The sequence below is a fragment of the Vibrio anguillarum genome (genome assembly GCF_001989995.2).
Lineage (GTDB): Bacteria > Pseudomonadota > Gammaproteobacteria > Enterobacterales > Vibrionaceae > Vibrio > Vibrio anguillarum.
The window spans coordinates 25,210-42,422 of record NZ_JAHGUP010000031.1 but is presented as its reverse complement, the minus strand read 5'-3'; the positions used below and the strand labels follow the sequence as shown (position 1 = coordinate 42,422).

18 protein-coding genes are annotated in these 17,213 nt (G+C 46.4%); 7 read left to right on the top strand and 11 right to left on the bottom strand.

Annotated elements, in window-relative coordinates:
• Window positions 1-77 precede the first annotated feature (77 nt).
• The 6 genes from truA (at window position 78) to purF (ending at window position 5,931) form a co-directional block, all read left to right on the top strand.
• Entirely contained in the window at window positions 78-872 is a 795-nt protein-coding gene (gene truA / locus PL85_RS09260) for a tRNA pseudouridine(38-40) synthase TruA (protein WP_115339637.1), read from the top strand.
• A gap of 175 nt (window positions 873-1,047) precedes the next feature.
• Window positions 1,048-1,974, top strand: coding sequence for an acetyl-CoA carboxylase, carboxyltransferase subunit beta (gene accD / locus PL85_RS09255; RefSeq protein WP_017043471.1), 927 nt, complete (start codon window positions 1,048-1,050; stop codon window positions 1,972-1,974).
• A gap of 44 nt (window positions 1,975-2,018) precedes the next feature.
• The gene (folC, locus tag PL85_RS09250) at window positions 2,019-3,284 is read left to right on the top strand and encodes a bifunctional tetrahydrofolate synthase/dihydrofolate synthase (protein WP_115339638.1); all 1,266 of its coding nucleotides are present in this window, start codon (window positions 2,019-2,021) and stop codon (window positions 3,282-3,284) included.
• Entirely contained in the window at window positions 3,285-3,830 is a 546-nt protein-coding gene (locus tag PL85_RS09245; protein ID WP_013857291.1) for an SPOR domain-containing protein, read from the top strand.
• A gap of 61 nt (window positions 3,831-3,891) precedes the next feature.
• The gene (locus tag PL85_RS09240) at window positions 3,892-4,383 is read left to right on the top strand and encodes a CvpA family protein (protein WP_013857290.1); all 492 of its coding nucleotides are present in this window, start codon (window positions 3,892-3,894) and stop codon (window positions 4,381-4,383) included.
• Between the two features lie 33 nt (window positions 4,384-4,416).
• Entirely contained in the window at window positions 4,417-5,931 is a 1,515-nt protein-coding gene (purF, locus tag PL85_RS09235) for an amidophosphoribosyltransferase (RefSeq protein ID WP_013857289.1), read from the top strand.
• An 82-nt stretch (window positions 5,932-6,013) separates the two neighbouring features.
• Here the strand turns inward: purF and PL85_RS09230 are convergent, their stop codons facing one another.
• Both PL85_RS09230 and rnt read right to left on the bottom strand, forming a co-directional pair.
• The gene (locus PL85_RS09230; protein WP_010318473.1) at window positions 6,014-7,339 is read right to left on the bottom strand and encodes a Na+/H+ antiporter family protein; all 1,326 of its coding nucleotides are present in this window, start codon (window positions 7,337-7,339) and stop codon (window positions 6,014-6,016) included.
• A gap of 21 nt (window positions 7,340-7,360) precedes the next feature.
• Entirely contained in the window at window positions 7,361-8,020 is a 660-nt protein-coding gene (gene rnt / locus PL85_RS09225) for a ribonuclease T (RefSeq protein WP_010318472.1), read from the bottom strand.
• A 202-nt stretch (window positions 8,021-8,222) separates the two neighbouring features.
• On the opposite strand from rnt, the gene motY reads away from it, so the two are divergent.
• Window positions 8,223-9,104 (top strand): flagellar protein MotY, encoded by an 882-nt coding sequence (gene motY / locus PL85_RS09220; protein WP_013857286.1) that lies wholly within the window; start codon window positions 8,223-8,225, stop codon window positions 9,102-9,104.
• A 107-nt stretch (window positions 9,105-9,211) separates the two neighbouring features.
• On the opposite strand, the gene gloA is transcribed toward motY, so the two are convergent.
• The 9 genes from gloA to PL85_RS09175 all read right to left on the bottom strand — a co-directional run bounded on the left by gloA (window position 9,212) and on the right by PL85_RS09175 (window position 17,092).
• Complete coding sequence (gene gloA / locus PL85_RS09215; RefSeq protein ID WP_013857285.1) at window positions 9,212-9,628, bottom strand: lactoylglutathione lyase; 417 nt, start codon at window positions 9,626-9,628, stop codon at window positions 9,212-9,214.
• Between the two features lie 168 nt (window positions 9,629-9,796).
• Window positions 9,797-10,432, bottom strand: a complete 636-nt coding sequence (gene nth / locus PL85_RS09210; protein WP_064624814.1) for an endonuclease III — start codon at window positions 10,430-10,432, stop codon at window positions 9,797-9,799.
• Window positions 10,433-10,459: 27 nt separating this feature from the next.
• Complete coding sequence (locus PL85_RS09205) at window positions 10,460-11,152, bottom strand: electron transport complex subunit E (RefSeq protein WP_010318468.1); 693 nt, start codon at window positions 11,150-11,152, stop codon at window positions 10,460-10,462.
• Entirely contained in the window at window positions 11,145-11,783 is a 639-nt protein-coding gene (gene rsxG / locus PL85_RS09200; protein ID WP_013857283.1) for an electron transport complex subunit RsxG, read from the bottom strand. Before rsxG ends, PL85_RS09205 begins: the two co-directional genes overlap by 8 nt.
• 8 nt (window positions 11,784-11,791) lie before the next feature.
• Window positions 11,792-12,838, bottom strand: coding sequence for an electron transport complex subunit RsxD (gene rsxD, locus PL85_RS09195; protein ID WP_013857282.1), 1,047 nt, complete (start codon window positions 12,836-12,838; stop codon window positions 11,792-11,794).
• Window positions 12,838-15,048: an electron transport complex subunit RsxC gene (gene rsxC / locus PL85_RS09190; protein ID WP_115339639.1), complete on the bottom strand. Its 2,211-nt coding sequence runs from the start codon at window positions 15,046-15,048 to the stop codon at window positions 12,838-12,840. The genes rsxD and rsxC overlap by 1 nt, the downstream gene beginning before the upstream one ends.
• A gap of 8 nt (window positions 15,049-15,056) precedes the next feature.
• The gene (gene rsxB, locus PL85_RS09185) at window positions 15,057-15,644 is read right to left on the bottom strand and encodes an electron transport complex subunit RsxB (protein ID WP_013857280.1); all 588 of its coding nucleotides are present in this window, start codon (window positions 15,642-15,644) and stop codon (window positions 15,057-15,059) included.
• A gap of 1 nt (window position 15,645) precedes the next feature.
• Entirely contained in the window at window positions 15,646-16,227 is a 582-nt protein-coding gene (gene rsxA, locus PL85_RS09180) for an electron transport complex subunit RsxA (protein WP_010318463.1), read from the bottom strand.
• 157 nt (window positions 16,228-16,384) lie between these two features.
• Complete coding sequence (locus PL85_RS09175; protein ID WP_017045634.1) at window positions 16,385-17,092, bottom strand: 4'-phosphopantetheinyl transferase family protein; 708 nt, start codon at window positions 17,090-17,092, stop codon at window positions 16,385-16,387.
• Between the last annotated feature and the right edge of the window lie 121 nt (window positions 17,093-17,213).

Here is a 17,213-nt window from a genome sequence, read left to right as displayed (position 1 = left end):
GGTAGATGGCTTGTCGATTAGAATTTTTTTTTGATTGCGATTATACTGCCCGACCCATTTTCAAAGAGAATCAGATAATGAGAATCGCTTTAGGTATTGAGTACAATGGTTCTCAATACTATGGTTGGCAGCGACAACGTGACGTTAAAAGTGTCCAAGAAGAATTAGAAAAAGCACTCACAGTTGTGGCGAACCATCCGGTTGAAGTATTGTGTGCGGGGCGCACCGATGCCGGGGTTCACGGCACAGGGCAGGTGATACATTTTGATACTACGGCTTGCCGAAAAATGGTCGCTTGGACAATGGGTGTCAATGCTCATTTACCAAAAGATATCGCTGTTCGTTGGGCAACTGAGGTTTCAAGCGATTTTCACGCTCGCTTTTCGGCTACAGCACGCCGTTATCGCTACATCATTTATAATCATGCTTATCGCCCTGGCATATTATCTTCAGGTGTCAGTCATTATCATGGCGATTTAGACGTTGAGAAAATGCAGCAAGCAGGGCAGCTTTTATTGGGCGAAAATGATTTCACCTCTTTTCGCGCTGTGCATTGTCAATCGAATAGTCCTTGGCGAAACGTCATGCATTTGAATGTGACTCGGCATGGCAGCTATGTCGTCATCGACATTAAAGCAAATGCTTTTGTCCATCATATGGTGCGAAATATTACCGGTAGCCTCATCGTTGTCGGCCGTGGTGAGCAGCCTCCAGAATGGATAAAATGGCTGCTTGAAGCCAAAGATAGAAAACTGGCGGGTGCAACAGCCAAAGCGGAAGGATTATATTTGGTTGCTGTTGATTATCCAGAAGAATTTTCTTTACCAAAAGAGTCGCTTGGGCCGCTATTTTTAGCTGATAATTTGAACTAATAACGCGTAAAGTGTCCAAAACAGAGTCGTGACGTGTGTGGAAATGGCAGCCAGAAAATAGGTACAACCAGTTTTTTGTCTACACTAAGCATTTTATATGTTTTAATCCTCACGCATAAATCCCAAATTTGTATCTTTCGCAATCACGCGAGAGAGTTAAGAGTAAAGGTCTTCCATGAGTTGGCTTGAAAAGATTTTAGAAAAAAGCAATATCGTAACTTCGCGTAAAGCATCCATCCCTGAAGGGGTTTGGACTAAATGTACTTCTTGTGAGCAAGTGTTATATCACGCTGAGCTTGAGCGTAATTTGGAAGTGTGCCCTAAATGTGATCATCACATGCGCATGAAAGCTCGTCGCCGCTTAGAGACTTTTCTTGATGAACAGAATCGTGTCGAGATTGGTGACGAGTTAGAGCCGCAAGATAAACTCAAGTTTAAAGACTCAAAACGTTATAAAGAACGCCTTTCAGCCGCTCAAAAAAGCAGTGGCGAGAAAGACGCTCTTGTGGTGATGCAAGGCGAACTATTGGGTATGCCTTTGGTTGCTTGTGCTTTTGAGTTTTCTTTCATGGGTGGTTCAATGGGGTCTGTAGTTGGTGCTCGTTTCGTACGAGCTGTTGATGCCGCTATAGAAAACAACTGTGGTTTGGTTTGCTTTTCTGCCAGTGGCGGCGCGCGTATGCAAGAAGCGTTAATGTCATTGATGCAGATGGCAAAAACCAGTGCGGCGCTTGAACGTTTATCAAGCAAAGGCTTACCTTATATCTCAGTGATGACGGACCCTACCATGGGTGGTGTATCGGCAAGCTTAGCGATGCTTGGTGACATCAATATTGGTGAACCTAAAGCACTGATTGGTTTTGCAGGTCGTCGAGTTATCGAACAAACGGTACGTGAAGATCTACCTGAAGGTTTCCAACGCAGCGAATTCCTGATTGAGCATGGTGCGATTGATATGATTGTCGATCGCCGTGAAATGCGTCAACGCGTGGGGGGACTGATCGCTAAATTGACCAATCACAGCTCACCATTGGTCGTTTCTGTTGACGATTCACCGACTGAACCTGATTACGCTGTACCAGAAGCGCACGAAAAAGGGTAAAGTAGGCACTAACACACTAACTGCTTAATGGTTATAAACGTTAGATGACTCAAAACCTTATCCCACAAGCCACATCCTCTCTTGCGATGTGGCTTGATTATTTAGCGAATATTCATACCTCCGCTATCGACCTTGGCTTGGATCGTGTTCAAGCTGTGGCTCAAAAAGCGAATCTTATTAAACCTGCACCTACCGTAATTACCGTGGCTGGAACGAATGGCAAAGGCTCGACCTGTGCATTAATGGAAGCCATTTTATTGGATGCAGGTTATCGCGTGGGCGTTTATAGCTCACCTCATCTTATCCGTTATAACGAACGCGTGCGTATTAATGCGCTTGAGCTCAGCGATGAGCTGCATACGCAAGCCTTCGCTTTTGTTGAAGCGCAACGGGGTGACATCAGTTTAAGCCTATTTGAGTTCGGTACATTGGCGGCGCTGCGTTTATTTCAAACGCAAGCGGTGGATGTCATTTTATTGGAAGTTGGGCTAGGTGGCCGACTTGATGCGACCAATATCGTGGATCACGATGTTTCTGTGATCACCAGCTTGGCGATTGATCACGTGGATTGGCTCGGCGATGACATCAATGTTATTGGCTATGAGAAAGCGGGGATTTATCGCGCAGGTAAACCCGCTATTTGCGGCCAGCCTAAGCCACCACCAACGGTTGCAGCGCATGCCGATGATATTGGTGCGGAGATGTACCAAGTCGGTATTCAGTTTTCCTATGAACTGGCCTCTGAAACAACGTGGAATTGGCGAAGTGGTCCATTTGAGTTATCTGATTTACCGCTCCCTCGCTTGCCCTTGCCTAATGCGGCTACGGCATTAATGGCACTCGGCTGCTCCGGTTTGGCTGTGAGTGATGTCAATATCGTCAATGGGCTTAGCAACGCAACACTTGCTGGGCGGATGCAAAAAATCAGTGATAGCCCAGAAATCATTCTTGATGTTGCACATAATCCCCATTCGGCCGAATATTTGGTGGCGCAGCTCAAACAGCGTTACGCACACAAAAAGGTCCATGTGGTGATTGGCATGCTGCATGATAAAGATGTGAAGGCCACGCTTCATCAACTGAAATCAATCGCTAACGTTTGGTATCCTGCTTCATTAAGTGGCCCTAGAGCCGCGCAAGCGAATGAACTGTGTCAGTACCTTGAGCCTGGCGTTAAACCGTTTGCTAGCCCAGTCAGCGCTTTTGAAGCCGCGATGACACAAGCCGATAGCAATGATGTCATTATCGTGGTTGGGTCGTTTCATACTGTGGGTGAAGTATTAGAGCACTGGCAGAACAAAGGAGTATAAATGGCAAGTAAGTTTCAGAGCCGCTTGGTAGGAACAATTATATTGGTGGCGATAGGGGTGATAGTGTTGCCTGATGTATTGGATGGCAAAAAGACCCACTACAAAGAAGATATTGCCAGCATTCCAATTAAGCCTGAATTAGACAGCGACGTAGAGAAGTTTGAAATTCTCGACCCCGTTGAAGATCAAGTCGCGTTGCCCGATTCGCCTGTTGAAGTGATCGCACAAACTAACCAGAGCGATGCAGCAACGCAGAGCAAGCCACTCACTGTGAAAGTGAAAGAAACAGCGGAAAGAAATGATTACCAAGATAGTGCTTGGCTCATTCAGTTGATGGCATTAAAGAATGCCGAAAACGCAAAAACCGTGGTTAAAGATCTGCAAAAACGGGGTTATCAAGCTCATACTAAGCAAGAAAATGGCTTCACTCGGATCATTATTGGTCCAGATGTTTCCAAAACCAAGCTTGAGCGTCAACTCTTAGAACTGGAAAAAATTACCGGTGCAAAAGGTCAATTGCTCAAATTTAAACCACTAAACCCATAAGAAAACGTTTGCGTCGCGTTTTTTTCTGTTAAAATGCGCGCCAACTTAAGATGTAGAACTCATGAATTGGTTAGATATTGTCATTTTAAGTGTGATCGGCCTATCGGCATTGATCAGTTTAGTCCGTGGCTTTGCTAAAGAAGCGTTGTCATTAGTGATATGGTTCGGTGCATTTTTTATTGCCAGCCAATACTACGCAAAACTTGCTGTGTATTTTTCAAATATCAAAGATGACATGTTTCGTAATGGCGCGGCCATCGCAGCACTGTTTGTTGCAACACTCATTGTCGGAGCGATCATTAACTATGTGATTGCTCAATTGGTACAAAAAACGGGCCTATCTGGAACTGATCGGGTACTGGGCATTGTTTTTGGAGCATTGCGTGGTGTGTTGATTGTTTCAGCTGCCTTGTTTTTTATGGATGCGTTTACCGCATTTCCAAATTCAGAGTGGTGGAAGAGCTCGCAATTGGTACCGGAATTTAGCCGTATCATTGCGCCGTTCTTTGAACACTTACAAGCAACATCAAGTTTTCTCTCTGGCGCGATTTAGCGCCAGTTACTGTCGCAAATCGAGGATCAGGACATGTGTGGTATTGTTGGAATCGTGGGTACAACGCTGGTAAACCAGTCAATTTATGACGCGTTAACGGTATTGCAGCATCGTGGCCAAGATGCCGCTGGTATTTGTACCATAGAAAGCAATCGTTTCCGTCTGCGTAAGGCGAACGGTTTAGTGAAAGATGTCTTTGAAGCAAAACACATGCAGCGTCTTCAAGGAACGGTGGGTATTGGACATGTGCGTTATCCTACTGCGGGTAGTTCGAGTGCCTCAGAAGCTCAACCTTTCTACGTTAACTCCCCGTTCGGTATCACGCTTGCTCATAACGGCAACCTCACCAATGCCAACGAAGTACGCCAGAAGTTGTTTGAAAAAGATCGTCGCCATATCAATACCACTTCAGATTCCGAAGTGCTGCTTAACGTCTTGGCGCATGAAATTGATACAGTCAGAGGCAATGTAACCGCAGAAGATGTGTTTCGTGCTGTCGCCAATGTACATCGCACCATTCGCGGTGCTTATGCTGTTGTCGCGATGATCATTGGGCATGGGATGATCGCGTTTCGTGACCCGCATGGTATTCGTCCTATCTGCTTAGGTAAACGTGAAGTCGATGGCCGTACCGAATACATGGCCGCTTCGGAGTCGGTGGCGCTAGATGCTGTCGGCTTTGATTTTGTGCGTGACCTTGCCCCCGGGGAAGCGGTGTATGCGACCTTTGATGGCCAGCTATTTACTAAACAATGTGCCGATAATCCAACACTTAACCCATGCATTTTTGAATTTGTCTACTTCGCCCGCCCAGATTCGTTTATCGACAAAATTTCGGTTTACAGCGCGCGCGTAGAAATGGGTAAAAAGTTGGGTGAGCGCATCAAGAACGAATTTGCTGACTTAGATATTGATGTCGTGATCCCCATTCCTGAGACTTCGTGCGATATCGCATTGCAAATTGCACAAGCGATTGATATTCCATATCGCCAAGGTTTTGTCAAAAACCGCTACGTTGGCCGCACATTTATTATGCCGGGCCAGCAACAGCGTAAAAAATCGGTGCGACGTAAACTCAATGCGATTCGTTCTGAATTTAAGGGCAAAAACGTGTTGCTAGTGGATGACTCGATAGTGCGTGGAACTACGTCAGAGCAAATTATTGAGATGGCTCGTGATTCTGGTGCAAATAAGGTGTACATGGTGTCAGCCGCGCCTGAGATCCGTTTCCCTAACGTCTATGGCATTGATATGCCAAGTGCTAACGAGTTGATTGCTCATGGTCGAGATGCCGATGAAATTGCGCAGCGAATTGGTGCCGATGCTCTGATTTTCCAAAATCTGGAAGATTTAGTGGATGCCGTCGGTATGGGTAACCGCGATATTGCAAAATTTGAAGCGTCGGTATTTAACGGCGAATACGTCACGGGCGATATTGATCAGCAGTATCTTGATTTTCTTGAATCGATGCGCAGCGACGATGCAAAAACGGTTCGAGAAATCCAGCAAGATCTCGCCAACCTAGAGATTCATAACGAAGGCGCGTAATCGAGCGCATCTCCCGAAATAGGCTGCAAAGAAAAAGGCTTCCATCTAGGAAGCCTTTTTTGTGCTCGTTAACAGGGTTTGACTAAAGGATCATTGCCGCAATCCAGCCAAACACAATCAGTGGAATATTATAATGGATGAAGGTTGGGACCACCGTTTCCCAAATATGTTCGTGTTGGCCATCCGCATTTAGGCCTGACGTTGGCCCCAAGGTGGAATCTGACGCTGGAGAGCCAGCATCGCCTAACGCAGCAGCGGTACCCACTAGCGCAATGGTCGCCATAGGCGAAAAGCCAAAGGCGAGGGCAAGGGGCACGTAAATGGTTGCGATGATTGGAATCGTTGAGAAGGATGAACCAATGCCCATAGTGACCAACAAACCGACGATCAGCATTAATAAAGCAGATAACGCTTTGTTGTCGCCAATGCTTACTGATAAGGCTTCGACGAGCGACTCAACTCCACCGGTGGCTTTCATCACGGCGGCAAATCCGGCCGCTGAAATCATAATAAAGCCAATCATTGCCATCATATGTACACCTTTGGTGAATACATCGTGCGTCTCTTTCCATGCAATCACACCACCAAAAGTGAAGACCATAAAACCAGCCAGTGCGCCGATGATCATCGAACCTGTGGACAGTTGCACGGCAAGTGCCGTGATAATACCGAGCGCGGCAATCAAAATATGCTTTTTGTTGATCGCTTTTGGTTCGGTATTAATGACAGTATGTTCCGTCTCTTGATACTGGCGAGGTTTACGATAGGTAAAGAAAATGGCGACCAGTAAGCCAAAAATCATCCCAGCGGCGGGTAGCAGCATGGCTATCGGCACTTGGCTTGCCGTCACGTTTTCAAGGCCATTATCGCGTAAATTCTTGAGTAAGATGTTATTGAGGAAAATCCCACCAAAGCCGACAGGCAAGACCATATAGGGCGTGATAAGGCCAAAAGTGAGCACGCAAGCAATCAGCCTGCGGTCAAGCTTCAGCTTGGCAAAGACGCCCAATAGCGGTGGAATTAAAATCGGAATAAAGGCGATATGGACAGGAATGATATTTTGCGATGACATGGTAACTAGAACCAGCGCGACCAGAACCGCATACTTCAAACCTGTGGTGGCCGCACCATGCTCTTTGCCATGGATACGCTTAATCACGTTTTGCGCCAGTAAGTCAGTAATACCAGATTTAGAAATCGCGACGGCAAAGGTGCCTAGCATCGCATAACTTAGTGCGATGGTTGCACCACCACCTAAGCCACTTTCAAATGCAGAAACAGCGTCATTTAAACTCATCCCTGCAACTAAACCACCGACGATCGCACTAAATGTCAGTGCGACGACGACATTGACCCGCATCAGCGCAAGAAGCAGCATGATGCATACAGAAATTACTACAGGATTCATATATTTCTCGGTTAGTTGTGTTTACTTGTTATTGTTTTCTGAAGGTTCAACAAGTGGCCATCCGCCAAGGGCCTTCCATTTGTTGACGATACCGCAAAAAAGTTCGGCTGTTTTTTGCGTATCGTATAGCGCTGAATGCGCTTCTCTATTGTCAAATTCCATCCCAGCGGATTTGCACGCTTTGGCCAAAACGGTTTGCCCATAGGCTAAACCACTTAGCGCAGCGGTATCAAAAGTCGCAAAAGGGTGGAAAGGGACTCGTTTTAGCTTGCAGCGTTCACTGGCTGCCATCACGAAATTCAAGTCAAAGGTAGCATTGTGCGCCACCATGATCGCGCGGCTACAGTCATTGTCGCGTTGCTCTTTTCGGACTAGCTTATAAATTTCTCTGAGTGCTTCGGCTTCGCTGACAGCACCGCGTAATGGGCTAAATGGGTCACGAATGCCATTAAACTCAAGCGCCTCTTTTTCAAGGTTGGCACCTTCAAAAGGCTCAACATGAAAGTGAATCGTCGATGCTGGGTGCAGATCACCTTGTTCATCCATACGCAACGTAATCGCGCAGATTTCTAATAGTGCATCGGTCTTTGCATTGAAACCGGCTGTTTCGACGTCGATGACGACGGGAAAATAACCGCGGAAACGCTTTTTCAGTGTCAATGCTTCATTTACTTCAGTCATGCTAGCTCTTGGTTGTGTGACAGGGCTGGCATTATTACAGATTCTTTCTACGATAAAAACCAAACACGTTAATAAATGCAGGTTTCACTATGCGTTGGATAGTGTGGTGATGTGGCTAGATTTTTGCATTAACTTAGTCAATAGAAAGCGAAGCGGCAATTTTCCGCCATCGTTGTAGTATCGCTCGGAGAATAAAATCGTTATGAATAAATGGGTTACTGCCACTATTGTGATGACCAGCATACTGACATCCTTTGCCCCTATGGCGATGGATAAGCGTTATGTGGCAACACCACAGCAGTCTACGTGGCAGATGGTGACGAATACCCCTTTAGAGTGCCGTTTGGTCCATCCGATCCCCAATTACGGTGACGCTGAATTCTCTTCACGTGCGAATAAGAAGATTAACCTCGATTTCGAACTCAAAATGCGTCGTCCAATGGGCGAAACTCGCAATGTAAGTTTAGTGTCATTACCACCGAGTTGGCGTCCGGGTGAGAGTGCAGACCGTATTACCAATTTGCAATTCTTCAAACAGTTCGATGGTTACATCGGTGGTCAAACCGCTTGGAGCCTACTCAGTGAATTGGAAAAAGGACGCTATCCAACCTTTAGCTACCAAGATTGGCAAAGCCGAGATCAGCGCATTGAAGTGGCTCTCTCGTCGGTTCTTTTTCAAGAGAAGTACAACGTGTTTAGCGATTGTGTGAGCAATTTGCTGACGTACAGTTTTGAAGATATCTCATTTACGATTCTGCATTACGACCGCGATAATGTACAACTCAATAAAGCTTCGCAAAAACGGCTTGCGCAAATTGCTGACTATATTCGCTATAACCAAGATATTGATTTGGTGTTGGTTTCTACCTATACCGACTCTGTTGATAGTCGAGGAGTGAGCCAGGATCTTTCTGAGCGTAGGGCTGAGGTATTAAGAGATTACTTTAAATCACTGGGGTTACCTGAGGATCGTATCCAAGTGCAAGGCTATGGTAAACGCAGGCCGATTGCCGACAATGCATCACCCATTGGCAAAGATAAAAACCGTCGTGTGGTTATTTCACTGGGTCGAACAATTATCTAATAACGTTAGAGTAAAAAAGCAGCCCATTTCAAAGGCTGCTTTTTGTGATGTTATCCGGGAAACCTTACGCATCTAGTTTATATAACTAGCCGATGCCGCAAAGAGGCTTATCCTTCTAAACCTGCTGATGCTTGTTTGTTTTGGATAAGTTCAATCATGTAACCATCAGGATCTTTCACAAAAGCGATATGTGTGGTGCCACCTTTTACTGGGCCAGCTTCACGGGTCACATTACCTCCAGCCGCTTTAATCGCGTCACAGGTGGTATACACATCTTCAACACCAATGGCGATGTGGCCAAAAGCATTACCTAGGTCATAGCTTGTGGTGCCCCAGTTATAGGTCAGTTCGATCACCGCACCCTGAGATTCATCGCCATAACCCAGAAATGCCAATGTGTATTTGTATTCTGTATTTTCATTAGTACGAAGCAGTTGCATACCCATGACCTTGGTGTAAAACGCGATCGATTTTTCTAAATCGCCTACGCGTAGCATGGTGTGCAAAATACGACTATTTGACATGTTGAGCTCCTAACTTTCTGATGAAATATCTATCTCCACCCGACCACTGTGGCGATGATGTTGGCTTACGTTCACCCACTCCAATCACAGAGTTTATCTATGTTCAAAGGAATTCGTTTACTTACTGCCTACTTGCAGAGTTGAGTCTTTTGGGGATCTGGTTAAATTTTATAGGTCAGTTTTATCAGAGAATTCGCAAAGATCTTCAATGATACAACTGCCACAACGCGGCTTTCTTGCGACACAGGTGTAGCGACCATGTAAGATCAACCAATGATGAACATCAACTTTGAATTCTTTAGGGACGACTTTGAGCAGCTTTTGTTCCACTTCATCAACGTTTTTACCCACCGCAAACTTGGTTCTATTTGAAACACGGAAAATATGCGTGTCAACGGCGATGGTTGGCCACCCGAAAGCGGTGTTCAATACCACATTGGCCGTTTTTCTGCCAACGCCGGGCAGCGATTCTAATGCTTCACGGCTCTCTGGCACTTCTCCTGCGTATTGATCCAATAATATACGGCAAGTTTTGATGACGTTTTCTGCTTTGGAATTGAATAAACCAATGGTTTTGATGTATTGCTTTAGCCCATCAACGCCAAGATCAAAGATGGCTTGTGGCGTATTAGCAATAGGGTAAAGTTTGTCAGTGGCCTTATTAACGCTGACGTCAGTCGCTTGAGCGGAAAGCAGTACTGAGATCAGTAACTCAAACGGTGTGCTCCATTTAAGCTCGGTTTCTGGCTTCGGGTTATTGGCCCGTAAGCGCTCGAGGATCTCGACTCGTTTGACATTATTCATCGTTTGGAAAACTTCCTTATGATTTCGCTAAGCGTTAGTGACGCGTGCTCGTTCTATGACGGGCTTTTGTTCTTTAGGTTGGCGAGCAGCCAGATTTTTATCGATGATATTTTTAGCTGCAATCAAAAAGCCAACACCAATAAACGCTCCAGGCGGCAAGAGCGCAAGCAAGAAGCTGTTGTCAAAATGGAAGACCTCAATGCGTAAAATGGTTGCCCAATGACCCAGTAATAAATCAGCACCATCAAACAGTGTGCCATTGCCAATTACTTCACGCAGTGCGCCCAAAATGACCAGAATAGTGGTCATTCCCATGCCCATCCAAAATCCATCTTGTGCTGAAGGCAACACTGCATTTTTTGAGGCAAATGCTTCGGCGCGACCGATGATGATACAGTTGGTCACAATCAGAGGAATGAAGATCCCTAGCGATAGGTACAGGCCGTAAGCGTAGGCATTCATTAACAGTTGTACGCAAGTTACTAGTGCGGCGATGATCATCACAAACACAGGGATACGAACTTCTTTGGGGACATAATCTCGTACTAATGAGATGGTGACATTTGAACAGACGAGAACCAGCAATGTCGCAACGCCTAAACCTAGCGCATTCGTGACAGTGGAAGAAACCGCTAGTAAAGGGCACAGTCCAAGTTGTTGAACGAGCGCAGGGTTGTTGCTCCACATCCCATTTTTAATCAGTGTCTTATGATCACTCATTGCTGGCTCCTTTACAGTCAAAAGGTTGTGCTAATAGTGCTTCTCGATGTTGATTCACAAACTGAGCGGTATTTTTCACCGCTTTGACGACGGCTCGCGGAGTAATCGTCGCTCCAGTAAACTGATCAAATTGTCCCCCATCTTTGCGCACTTTCCAAGTCTCGATATTTTGCTCAGTGACTTGCTTGCCAGTAAAGCTCAATATCCAATCAGTGACGCGTAAATCTATTTTGTCACCTAACCCCGGTGTTTCTTGATGAGACAGAACGCGAGTCCCTGTGATGGTGCCATCGTGCTTGATGCCAATAATTACCTTGATCGCGCCGTTATAGCCATCAGGTGCGATGGCTTCAATAGCCAGTCCACTCGGTTCACCGTTTTGTGTGGCAATATAAGCGTGCATAGGTTGGTCTGTACCAAGTGCAGGATCAGTCACCAGTGTACAGGATTTGTACAGTTCGTTGTCGTGCAAACTGTGCGGGATCACTTGGTTTAAAATCGATTGCAGTTGAATCTGCTCTTGCTTGGTTATTTGATCTTTTGTTAGGTATTGGGTCAACGCTACAACACCTGTTGAAGCACAGGCAAAGATAGCGAGAATCAAACCGTTATTGCGAATGGCGGTTAACATAGCGCTCCTTAATGCCCGTAGGTTCGAGGTTTAGTGTAGTAATCAATCAGTGGGACACACATGTTGGCAAGTAATACAGCGAAGGCTACCCCGTCAGGGAAGCCTCCCCAACTGCGGATAATGAAAATCATCATGCCAATAAATGCGCCGTAAATTAAGCGACCTTTGACGGTTGTGGAAGCGGTGACTGGATCGGTTGCGATGAAAAAAGCGCCGAGCATAGTCGCGCCCGAGAGCAAATGAAACAAGGGTGAGGCGGTTGCTCCCGGTTCAATAAGCGCAGTGAAAGCACTTGCCATTACTAAACCACACAGCACCGCAATCGGGATATGCCAGTTGATCACACGTAGTTTGATCAATAATAAGCCGCCAGCTAAATAGGCAAGGTTAACCCATTCCCAGCCAAGCCCAGCTAACCCACTAAATTGAGGCTGGCTCATCGCTTCATGCAGAGTCTCACCGTTATGTAATCCGGTTTTTACGGCGTCCAATGGGGTGGCCATAGTGACACCATCGATACCTGTTCGGATTTGTTGTAGTGATAAACCTTCTACGTTGAAGCCACTGAAAATAAGTGAAAATGCATCACTAAACGAGATTGGATCCGGGGCTAATTCCGTTGGAGCAATCCAACTGGTCATCTGCACAGGGAAAGAGATAAGCAAAACCACATAAGCAATCATGGCGGGGTTGAATGGGTTTTGTCCTAGTCCGCCGTATAAGTGTTTTGCAATAATGATGGCAAAAATAAGGCCAATAAAGATAACCCACCAAGGGGACATCGGAGGAATGGCAATGGCCAGAAGCCAAGCGGTGACCACGGCGCTGTAATCTTTGATTGCCAACAGTGGTGAGCGCTTACGCAGTAGCATAACGGCAGATTCAAAAGCCAAAGCGATGATGATAGCGAGCATTAGTTGAATGAGAGTACCCCAACCAAAGAAGTAGCTCTGCGCGATAAGCCCCGGTAAGGCGCACAAGGCGACCCACTTCATCAGCTCTGATGTGCTGCGTTTGCTGTGTGCATGGGGGGAGCTGGCAATAAAAAAGGCCACTAATTATTCTCCTCAGAATTATGATTGTTTTTCGCTTGTGCCGTTTGCTGCTCTGCCTTGCGCGCTTTGGCGCGTGCAATGGCGGCAGCGACTGCCGCTTTTTTGGCATCCTCAGGTTGAGCAGGTGCAGGTTCAAGTGTTGGCTGAGGTTCACTCGACGCCGTTTGCTGCTCTGCCTTGCGCGCTTTGGCGCGGGCAATGGCAGCAGCGACTGCCGCTTTTTTTGCATCCTCAGGTTGAGTAGGTGCAGGTTCAAGCGTTGGCTGAGGTTCACTTGGCGCCGTTTGCTGCTCTGCCTTGCGTGCTTTGGCGCGGGCAATGGCGGCAGCGACTGCCGCTTTTTTTGCATCCTCAGGTTGAGCAGGTGCAGGTTCAAGTGTTGGCTGAGGTTCACTCGGCACCGTTTGCTGTTCTGCTTTGCGCGCTTTCGCGCGAGCAATGGCGGCAGCGACTGCCGCTTTTTTATCATCACCAGTTTCTGCTGGTGGCGCATCAGCACTGGTTTGCTGCGCTTTTTTCTCGCGAGCTTGACGTTTGCGCTCTTCGCGCAATTTAACCATTTCAGCGTTATCTGGCTCGACTTGACCTGCTTGCCGTGCTTCGGCTTGCTTGGCTTTAGCGCGAGCAATAGCCGCAGCAACGGCGGGTTTTACGGTGCTTGGGTTGTTTTCTGTTTGTGCTTTTTGCGCTTGAACGCGAGCAATGGCCGCTGCAATCGCATCGTCGCCGCCTGTGTGTTTCATCTCTTGACGACGTTCATCGGCTGCTTTTTTGAAACGATTCTCGCGATCGGCTTTATCGCGTTCTAAACGTGCTTTTTTCTCTTCGAAACGTACTCTGGCACGTTCAGCGGCTTCTGATTCTTGTTGGCGAGTTTTTATCTCGGCCTTGGCTTGACGATAGTATTGCACCAATGGAATTTCACTGGGGCAAACATAAGCACAAGCCCCGCACTCAATGCAATCTTTGAGGTTCAGTTCTTCACACTTATCATATTCTTCCGCTTTCGCGTGCCAGAACAGTTGCTGAGGTAATAAGGAGGCCGGGCAGGCTTCCGCGCACTGACCACAGCGAATGCAGGCCATTTCATGTTGTGAAGAGGCAATCTCTTTACGAGTGGGTGCCAGAATGCAGTTGGTGGTTTTGGTGATCGGAACTTGCGAATGAGGCAGGGTGAACCCCATCATCGGGCCGCCCATGATAAGACGCGGTAATTTTTTATCTGCCTTATAGCCAAATTGTTCGAGTAAATATTGTACGGGTGTGCCTAATAAAACCCAGACATTCCGGGGCTGTTTAAACGTATTGCCCGTTAAGGTGACTACGCGGTTAATCAGGGGTTCGCCATCCATGACGGCGCGTTTAATCGCGTAGATAGAGCCAACATTTTGTACCATCAAGCCAATATCGGCTGGAATTTTACCCGCAGGCACTTCTTGGTTGGTCAGCAATTTAATTAACTGCTTTTCACCACCTGAAGGGTATTTGGTTGGGATCACGCGGATCACGATGTCTTTATGTATTGCGGCGGCTTCTAACGCTTGAATTGCTTCAGGTTTGTTATCTTCAATACCGATGATGGTTAATTTGGGCTTAAGAATGTGCTCTACAATACTGATCCCATCGATGATCTCTGCGGCATGGTGCTGCATGAGTACATCATCGGCCGTGATGTAAGGTTCACATTCGGCGGCGTTGATGATCAAAATATCAGTGCGAGCGAGGCCTGATTGCATTTTTTTTGCAGTAGGAAAACCGGCGCCGCCCAACCCAGAGATGCCAGCTTGACGAATGATTTCAATCAATTGCTCTGGGGAGTGTTGTCGATAATCAGCCAGTGGTGCGCACACTGCCCACTCATCTTGTTGATCAGGCGTGATGACAATACACATTTCACTTAACCCAGAAGGGTGCGCCGTGGTGCGCGGTTCAATGGCGGTAATGATGCCAGAGGTTGAAGCGTGTACAGGCAACATGAAGGTTGAGGTGTATTGTGTCAGTGGTTGGCCTTTGAGTACTTTATCGCCAACGCTGACCAGTAAATCACCGGCTCGGCCAATATGCTGTTTGAGTGGCAATACAATTTCTTGCGGTATACCGGCATGAGTCAGTGCCGTTTTATTTGATTGCTGTTTATTTTCTGGCGGGTGAATGCCTCCTGGGAAGTTCCAGAGAGTGCCAGCTTTGATTTGTTCTATTAATGACAACATACCAATCCTTAATTCACGCTTTTCTGCGCACGTGAGGCAGAGTCGGTAACATCAACAACAGGAATCGCGTTCATTTGCCACTTCCAAGTATCGGTCGTAGTTTCTACCGGGATCATTTCAATACAGTCCGTTGGACAGGGAGCAACACACAGATCACAGCCAGTACATTCTGACTTGATCACGGTATGCAGAGCCTTAGTTCCACCAACAATGGCATCTACGGGACAAGCTTGAATGCATTTTGTACAACCGATGCACATATCTTCATGAATGAAGGCAACGGTTTTGACCTTATTATCAAGATCATGCGCAGACTCTTCGGCTTCAACGCCCATTAAGTCAGCCAATTTTTCAATGGTTGCTTGGCCGCCGGGCGGGCATTTGTTGATTTTATCGCCATTGGCAATGGCTTGTGCATAAGGGCGACAGCCCGGATAGCCACATTGACCGCATTGTGTCTGAGGTAAAATCGCATCAATCTGATCGACGATAGGATCGGCTTCTACTTTAAAGCGAATAGAGGCAAAACCTAAGATAGCGCCAAACACAGCGGCCAATGCGACAAGTGCAAGAATAGCGATGAGTATTGTGCTCATATTACAACTTCACCAATCCTGTAAAACCCATGAAGGCGAGTGACATAAGACCTGCGGTTATCATAGCAATTGATGCGCCTTTGAAGGGCGTTGGTACGTCGGCTACGCCGATGCGTTCGCGCATGGAAGCAAACAGAATCAATACCAATGAGAACCCAACCGCGGCCCCAAAACCATAAATAATGGATTGAATGAAGTTATGATTTTCGTTGATGTTGAGAAGCGCAACCCCAAGTACCGCACAGTTGGTGGTGATAAGAGGAAGGAAAATCCCGAGCAGGCGATATAACGTTGGGCTGGTTTTGTGTACCACCATTTCGGTGAATTGAACCACCACGGCGATCACTAAAATAAAGCTCATGGTGCGTAAGTACTCAATACCTAATGGTTTAAGGACATAGCTTTCTACTAAATACGCACACACTGACGCTAGAGTTAGCACGAAAGTCGTCGCTAACCCCATCCCTATTGCTGTTTCTAGTTTTTTTGATACGCCCATGAAAGGACATAGCCCTAGAAACTTTACCAGTACAAAGTTATTGACCAGTACAGTGCCGATTAATAACAAAAAATATTCGGTCATAGTTATATAAGTCTTAAGTTCCGATCTGGTGATTATCGTGCTTTGCCAAGCGAATAACAACCAAGGAAAGATAAGGTTTTATACCTTTGACGGAATTTTGTACGCTGCTGCGCCAGTATTAGGTTGATATGGGGCGTTATAAAGCAGTGTCAGCCGGCTATTTTTTATGCGTCGAAAAATGGGCTTGACTTAAATAACACCAAGTCAGTACATACTCACTGTCAGGCCAGTGGTAACCAACGCTGATTGTGCATGACGGGTTTAAAAAAGGATGAAGATCAGTGTGAATCTGAAAAATGAGTCGTTTGGCGTGTTTGTCAACATGGATCAGTTCTACCACGTGAAAATCAAGAACCTGTTCAACCCATGGATAAATGGCTTTATAAATCGATTCCTTCGCGGAAAAAATCAACGTAATAAAGCTCGCTAATTGGGCAAAGTGATGAGCAAAAATGTGCTCTGCGGGTGTCATTACTTGCTGGCGAATATCACTGAGCCATTCATCTCGTATGAGTTGTTCAATATCGATACCAAGAGCGGCACACGCTTGAGTCTGGTGAGTGGCGGCTGCGATAGCGTAGCCATGGCAATGGGATATTGAGCCTACGATATTTTGCGGCCAAACCGCTTGGTTCCCCTTGCCAATCTCTAACGTTAGCGACTGTGATTGATCCAGTTTGGTTAGGCAGTGTTTTGCACACATCCTGCCAGCTAAAAATTCACAATGGCGTTTTAGCACGGCTTGGTTTAAAGAAGAGGGTAGGGAGATCCCTTGCTCTTCAAGTTTATTTTTGTATTCAGGTAGATACTTCACTTCAAGCTGGTGGTATTGGATGAAAGATGGCCAGTTTGGAATGATGAGCATGCCTATTTTACCTATCGAGTGAGTGAACTTGTTCGATGCGTCGCCTGCGTGGTGACGTTTATCTAAGATTGAGTGAAAAATCACTCCCCCAGTCAAAAACAAAGTGTTGATGTCTAGGAGA

Bases quoted from the DNA above. Each gene is read 5' to 3' on its own strand.
- truA (WP_115339637.1), top strand. From the start codon at position 78: ATGAGAATCGCTTTAGGTATTGAGTACAATGGTTCTCAATACTATGGT.
- accD (WP_017043471.1), top strand. From the start codon at position 1,048: ATGAGTTGGCTTGAAAAGATTTTAGAAAAAAGCAATATCGTAACTTCG.
- folC (WP_115339638.1), top strand. From the start codon at position 2,019: ATGACTCAAAACCTTATCCCACAAGCCACATCCTCTCTTGCGATGTGG.
- PL85_RS09245 (WP_013857291.1), top strand. From the start codon at position 3,285: ATGGCAAGTAAGTTTCAGAGCCGCTTGGTAGGAACAATTATATTGGTG.
- PL85_RS09240 (WP_013857290.1), top strand. From the start codon at position 3,892: ATGAATTGGTTAGATATTGTCATTTTAAGTGTGATCGGCCTATCGGCA.
- purF (WP_013857289.1), top strand. From the start codon at position 4,417: ATGTGTGGTATTGTTGGAATCGTGGGTACAACGCTGGTAAACCAGTCA.
- PL85_RS09230 (WP_010318473.1), bottom strand. From the start codon at position 7,339: ATGAATCCTGTAGTAATTTCTGTATGCATCATGCTGCTTCTTGCGCTG.
- rnt (WP_010318472.1), bottom strand. From the start codon at position 8,020: ATGACTGAAGTAAATGAAGCATTGACACTGAAAAAGCGTTTCCGCGGT.
- motY (WP_013857286.1), top strand. From the start codon at position 8,223: ATGAATAAATGGGTTACTGCCACTATTGTGATGACCAGCATACTGACA.
- gloA (WP_013857285.1), bottom strand. From the start codon at position 9,628: ATGTCAAATAGTCGTATTTTGCACACCATGCTACGCGTAGGCGATTTA.
- nth (WP_064624814.1), bottom strand. From the start codon at position 10,432: ATGAATAATGTCAAACGAGTCGAGATCCTCGAGCGCTTACGGGCCAAT.
- PL85_RS09205 (WP_010318468.1), bottom strand. From the start codon at position 11,152: ATGAGTGATCATAAGACACTGATTAAAAATGGGATGTGGAGCAACAAC.
- rsxG (WP_013857283.1), bottom strand. From the start codon at position 11,783: ATGTTAACCGCCATTCGCAATAACGGTTTGATTCTCGCTATCTTTGCC.
- rsxC (WP_115339639.1), bottom strand. From the start codon at position 15,048: ATGTTGTCATTAATAGAACAAATCAAAGCTGGCACTCTCTGGAACTTC.
- rsxB (WP_013857280.1), bottom strand. From the start codon at position 15,644: ATGAGCACAATACTCATCGCTATTCTTGCACTTGTCGCATTGGCCGCT.
- rsxA (WP_010318463.1), bottom strand. From the start codon at position 16,227: ATGACCGAATATTTTTTGTTATTAATCGGCACTGTACTGGTCAATAAC.
- PL85_RS09175 (WP_017045634.1), bottom strand. From the start codon at position 17,092: ATGCTCATCATTCCAAACTGGCCATCTTTCATCCAATACCACCAGCTT.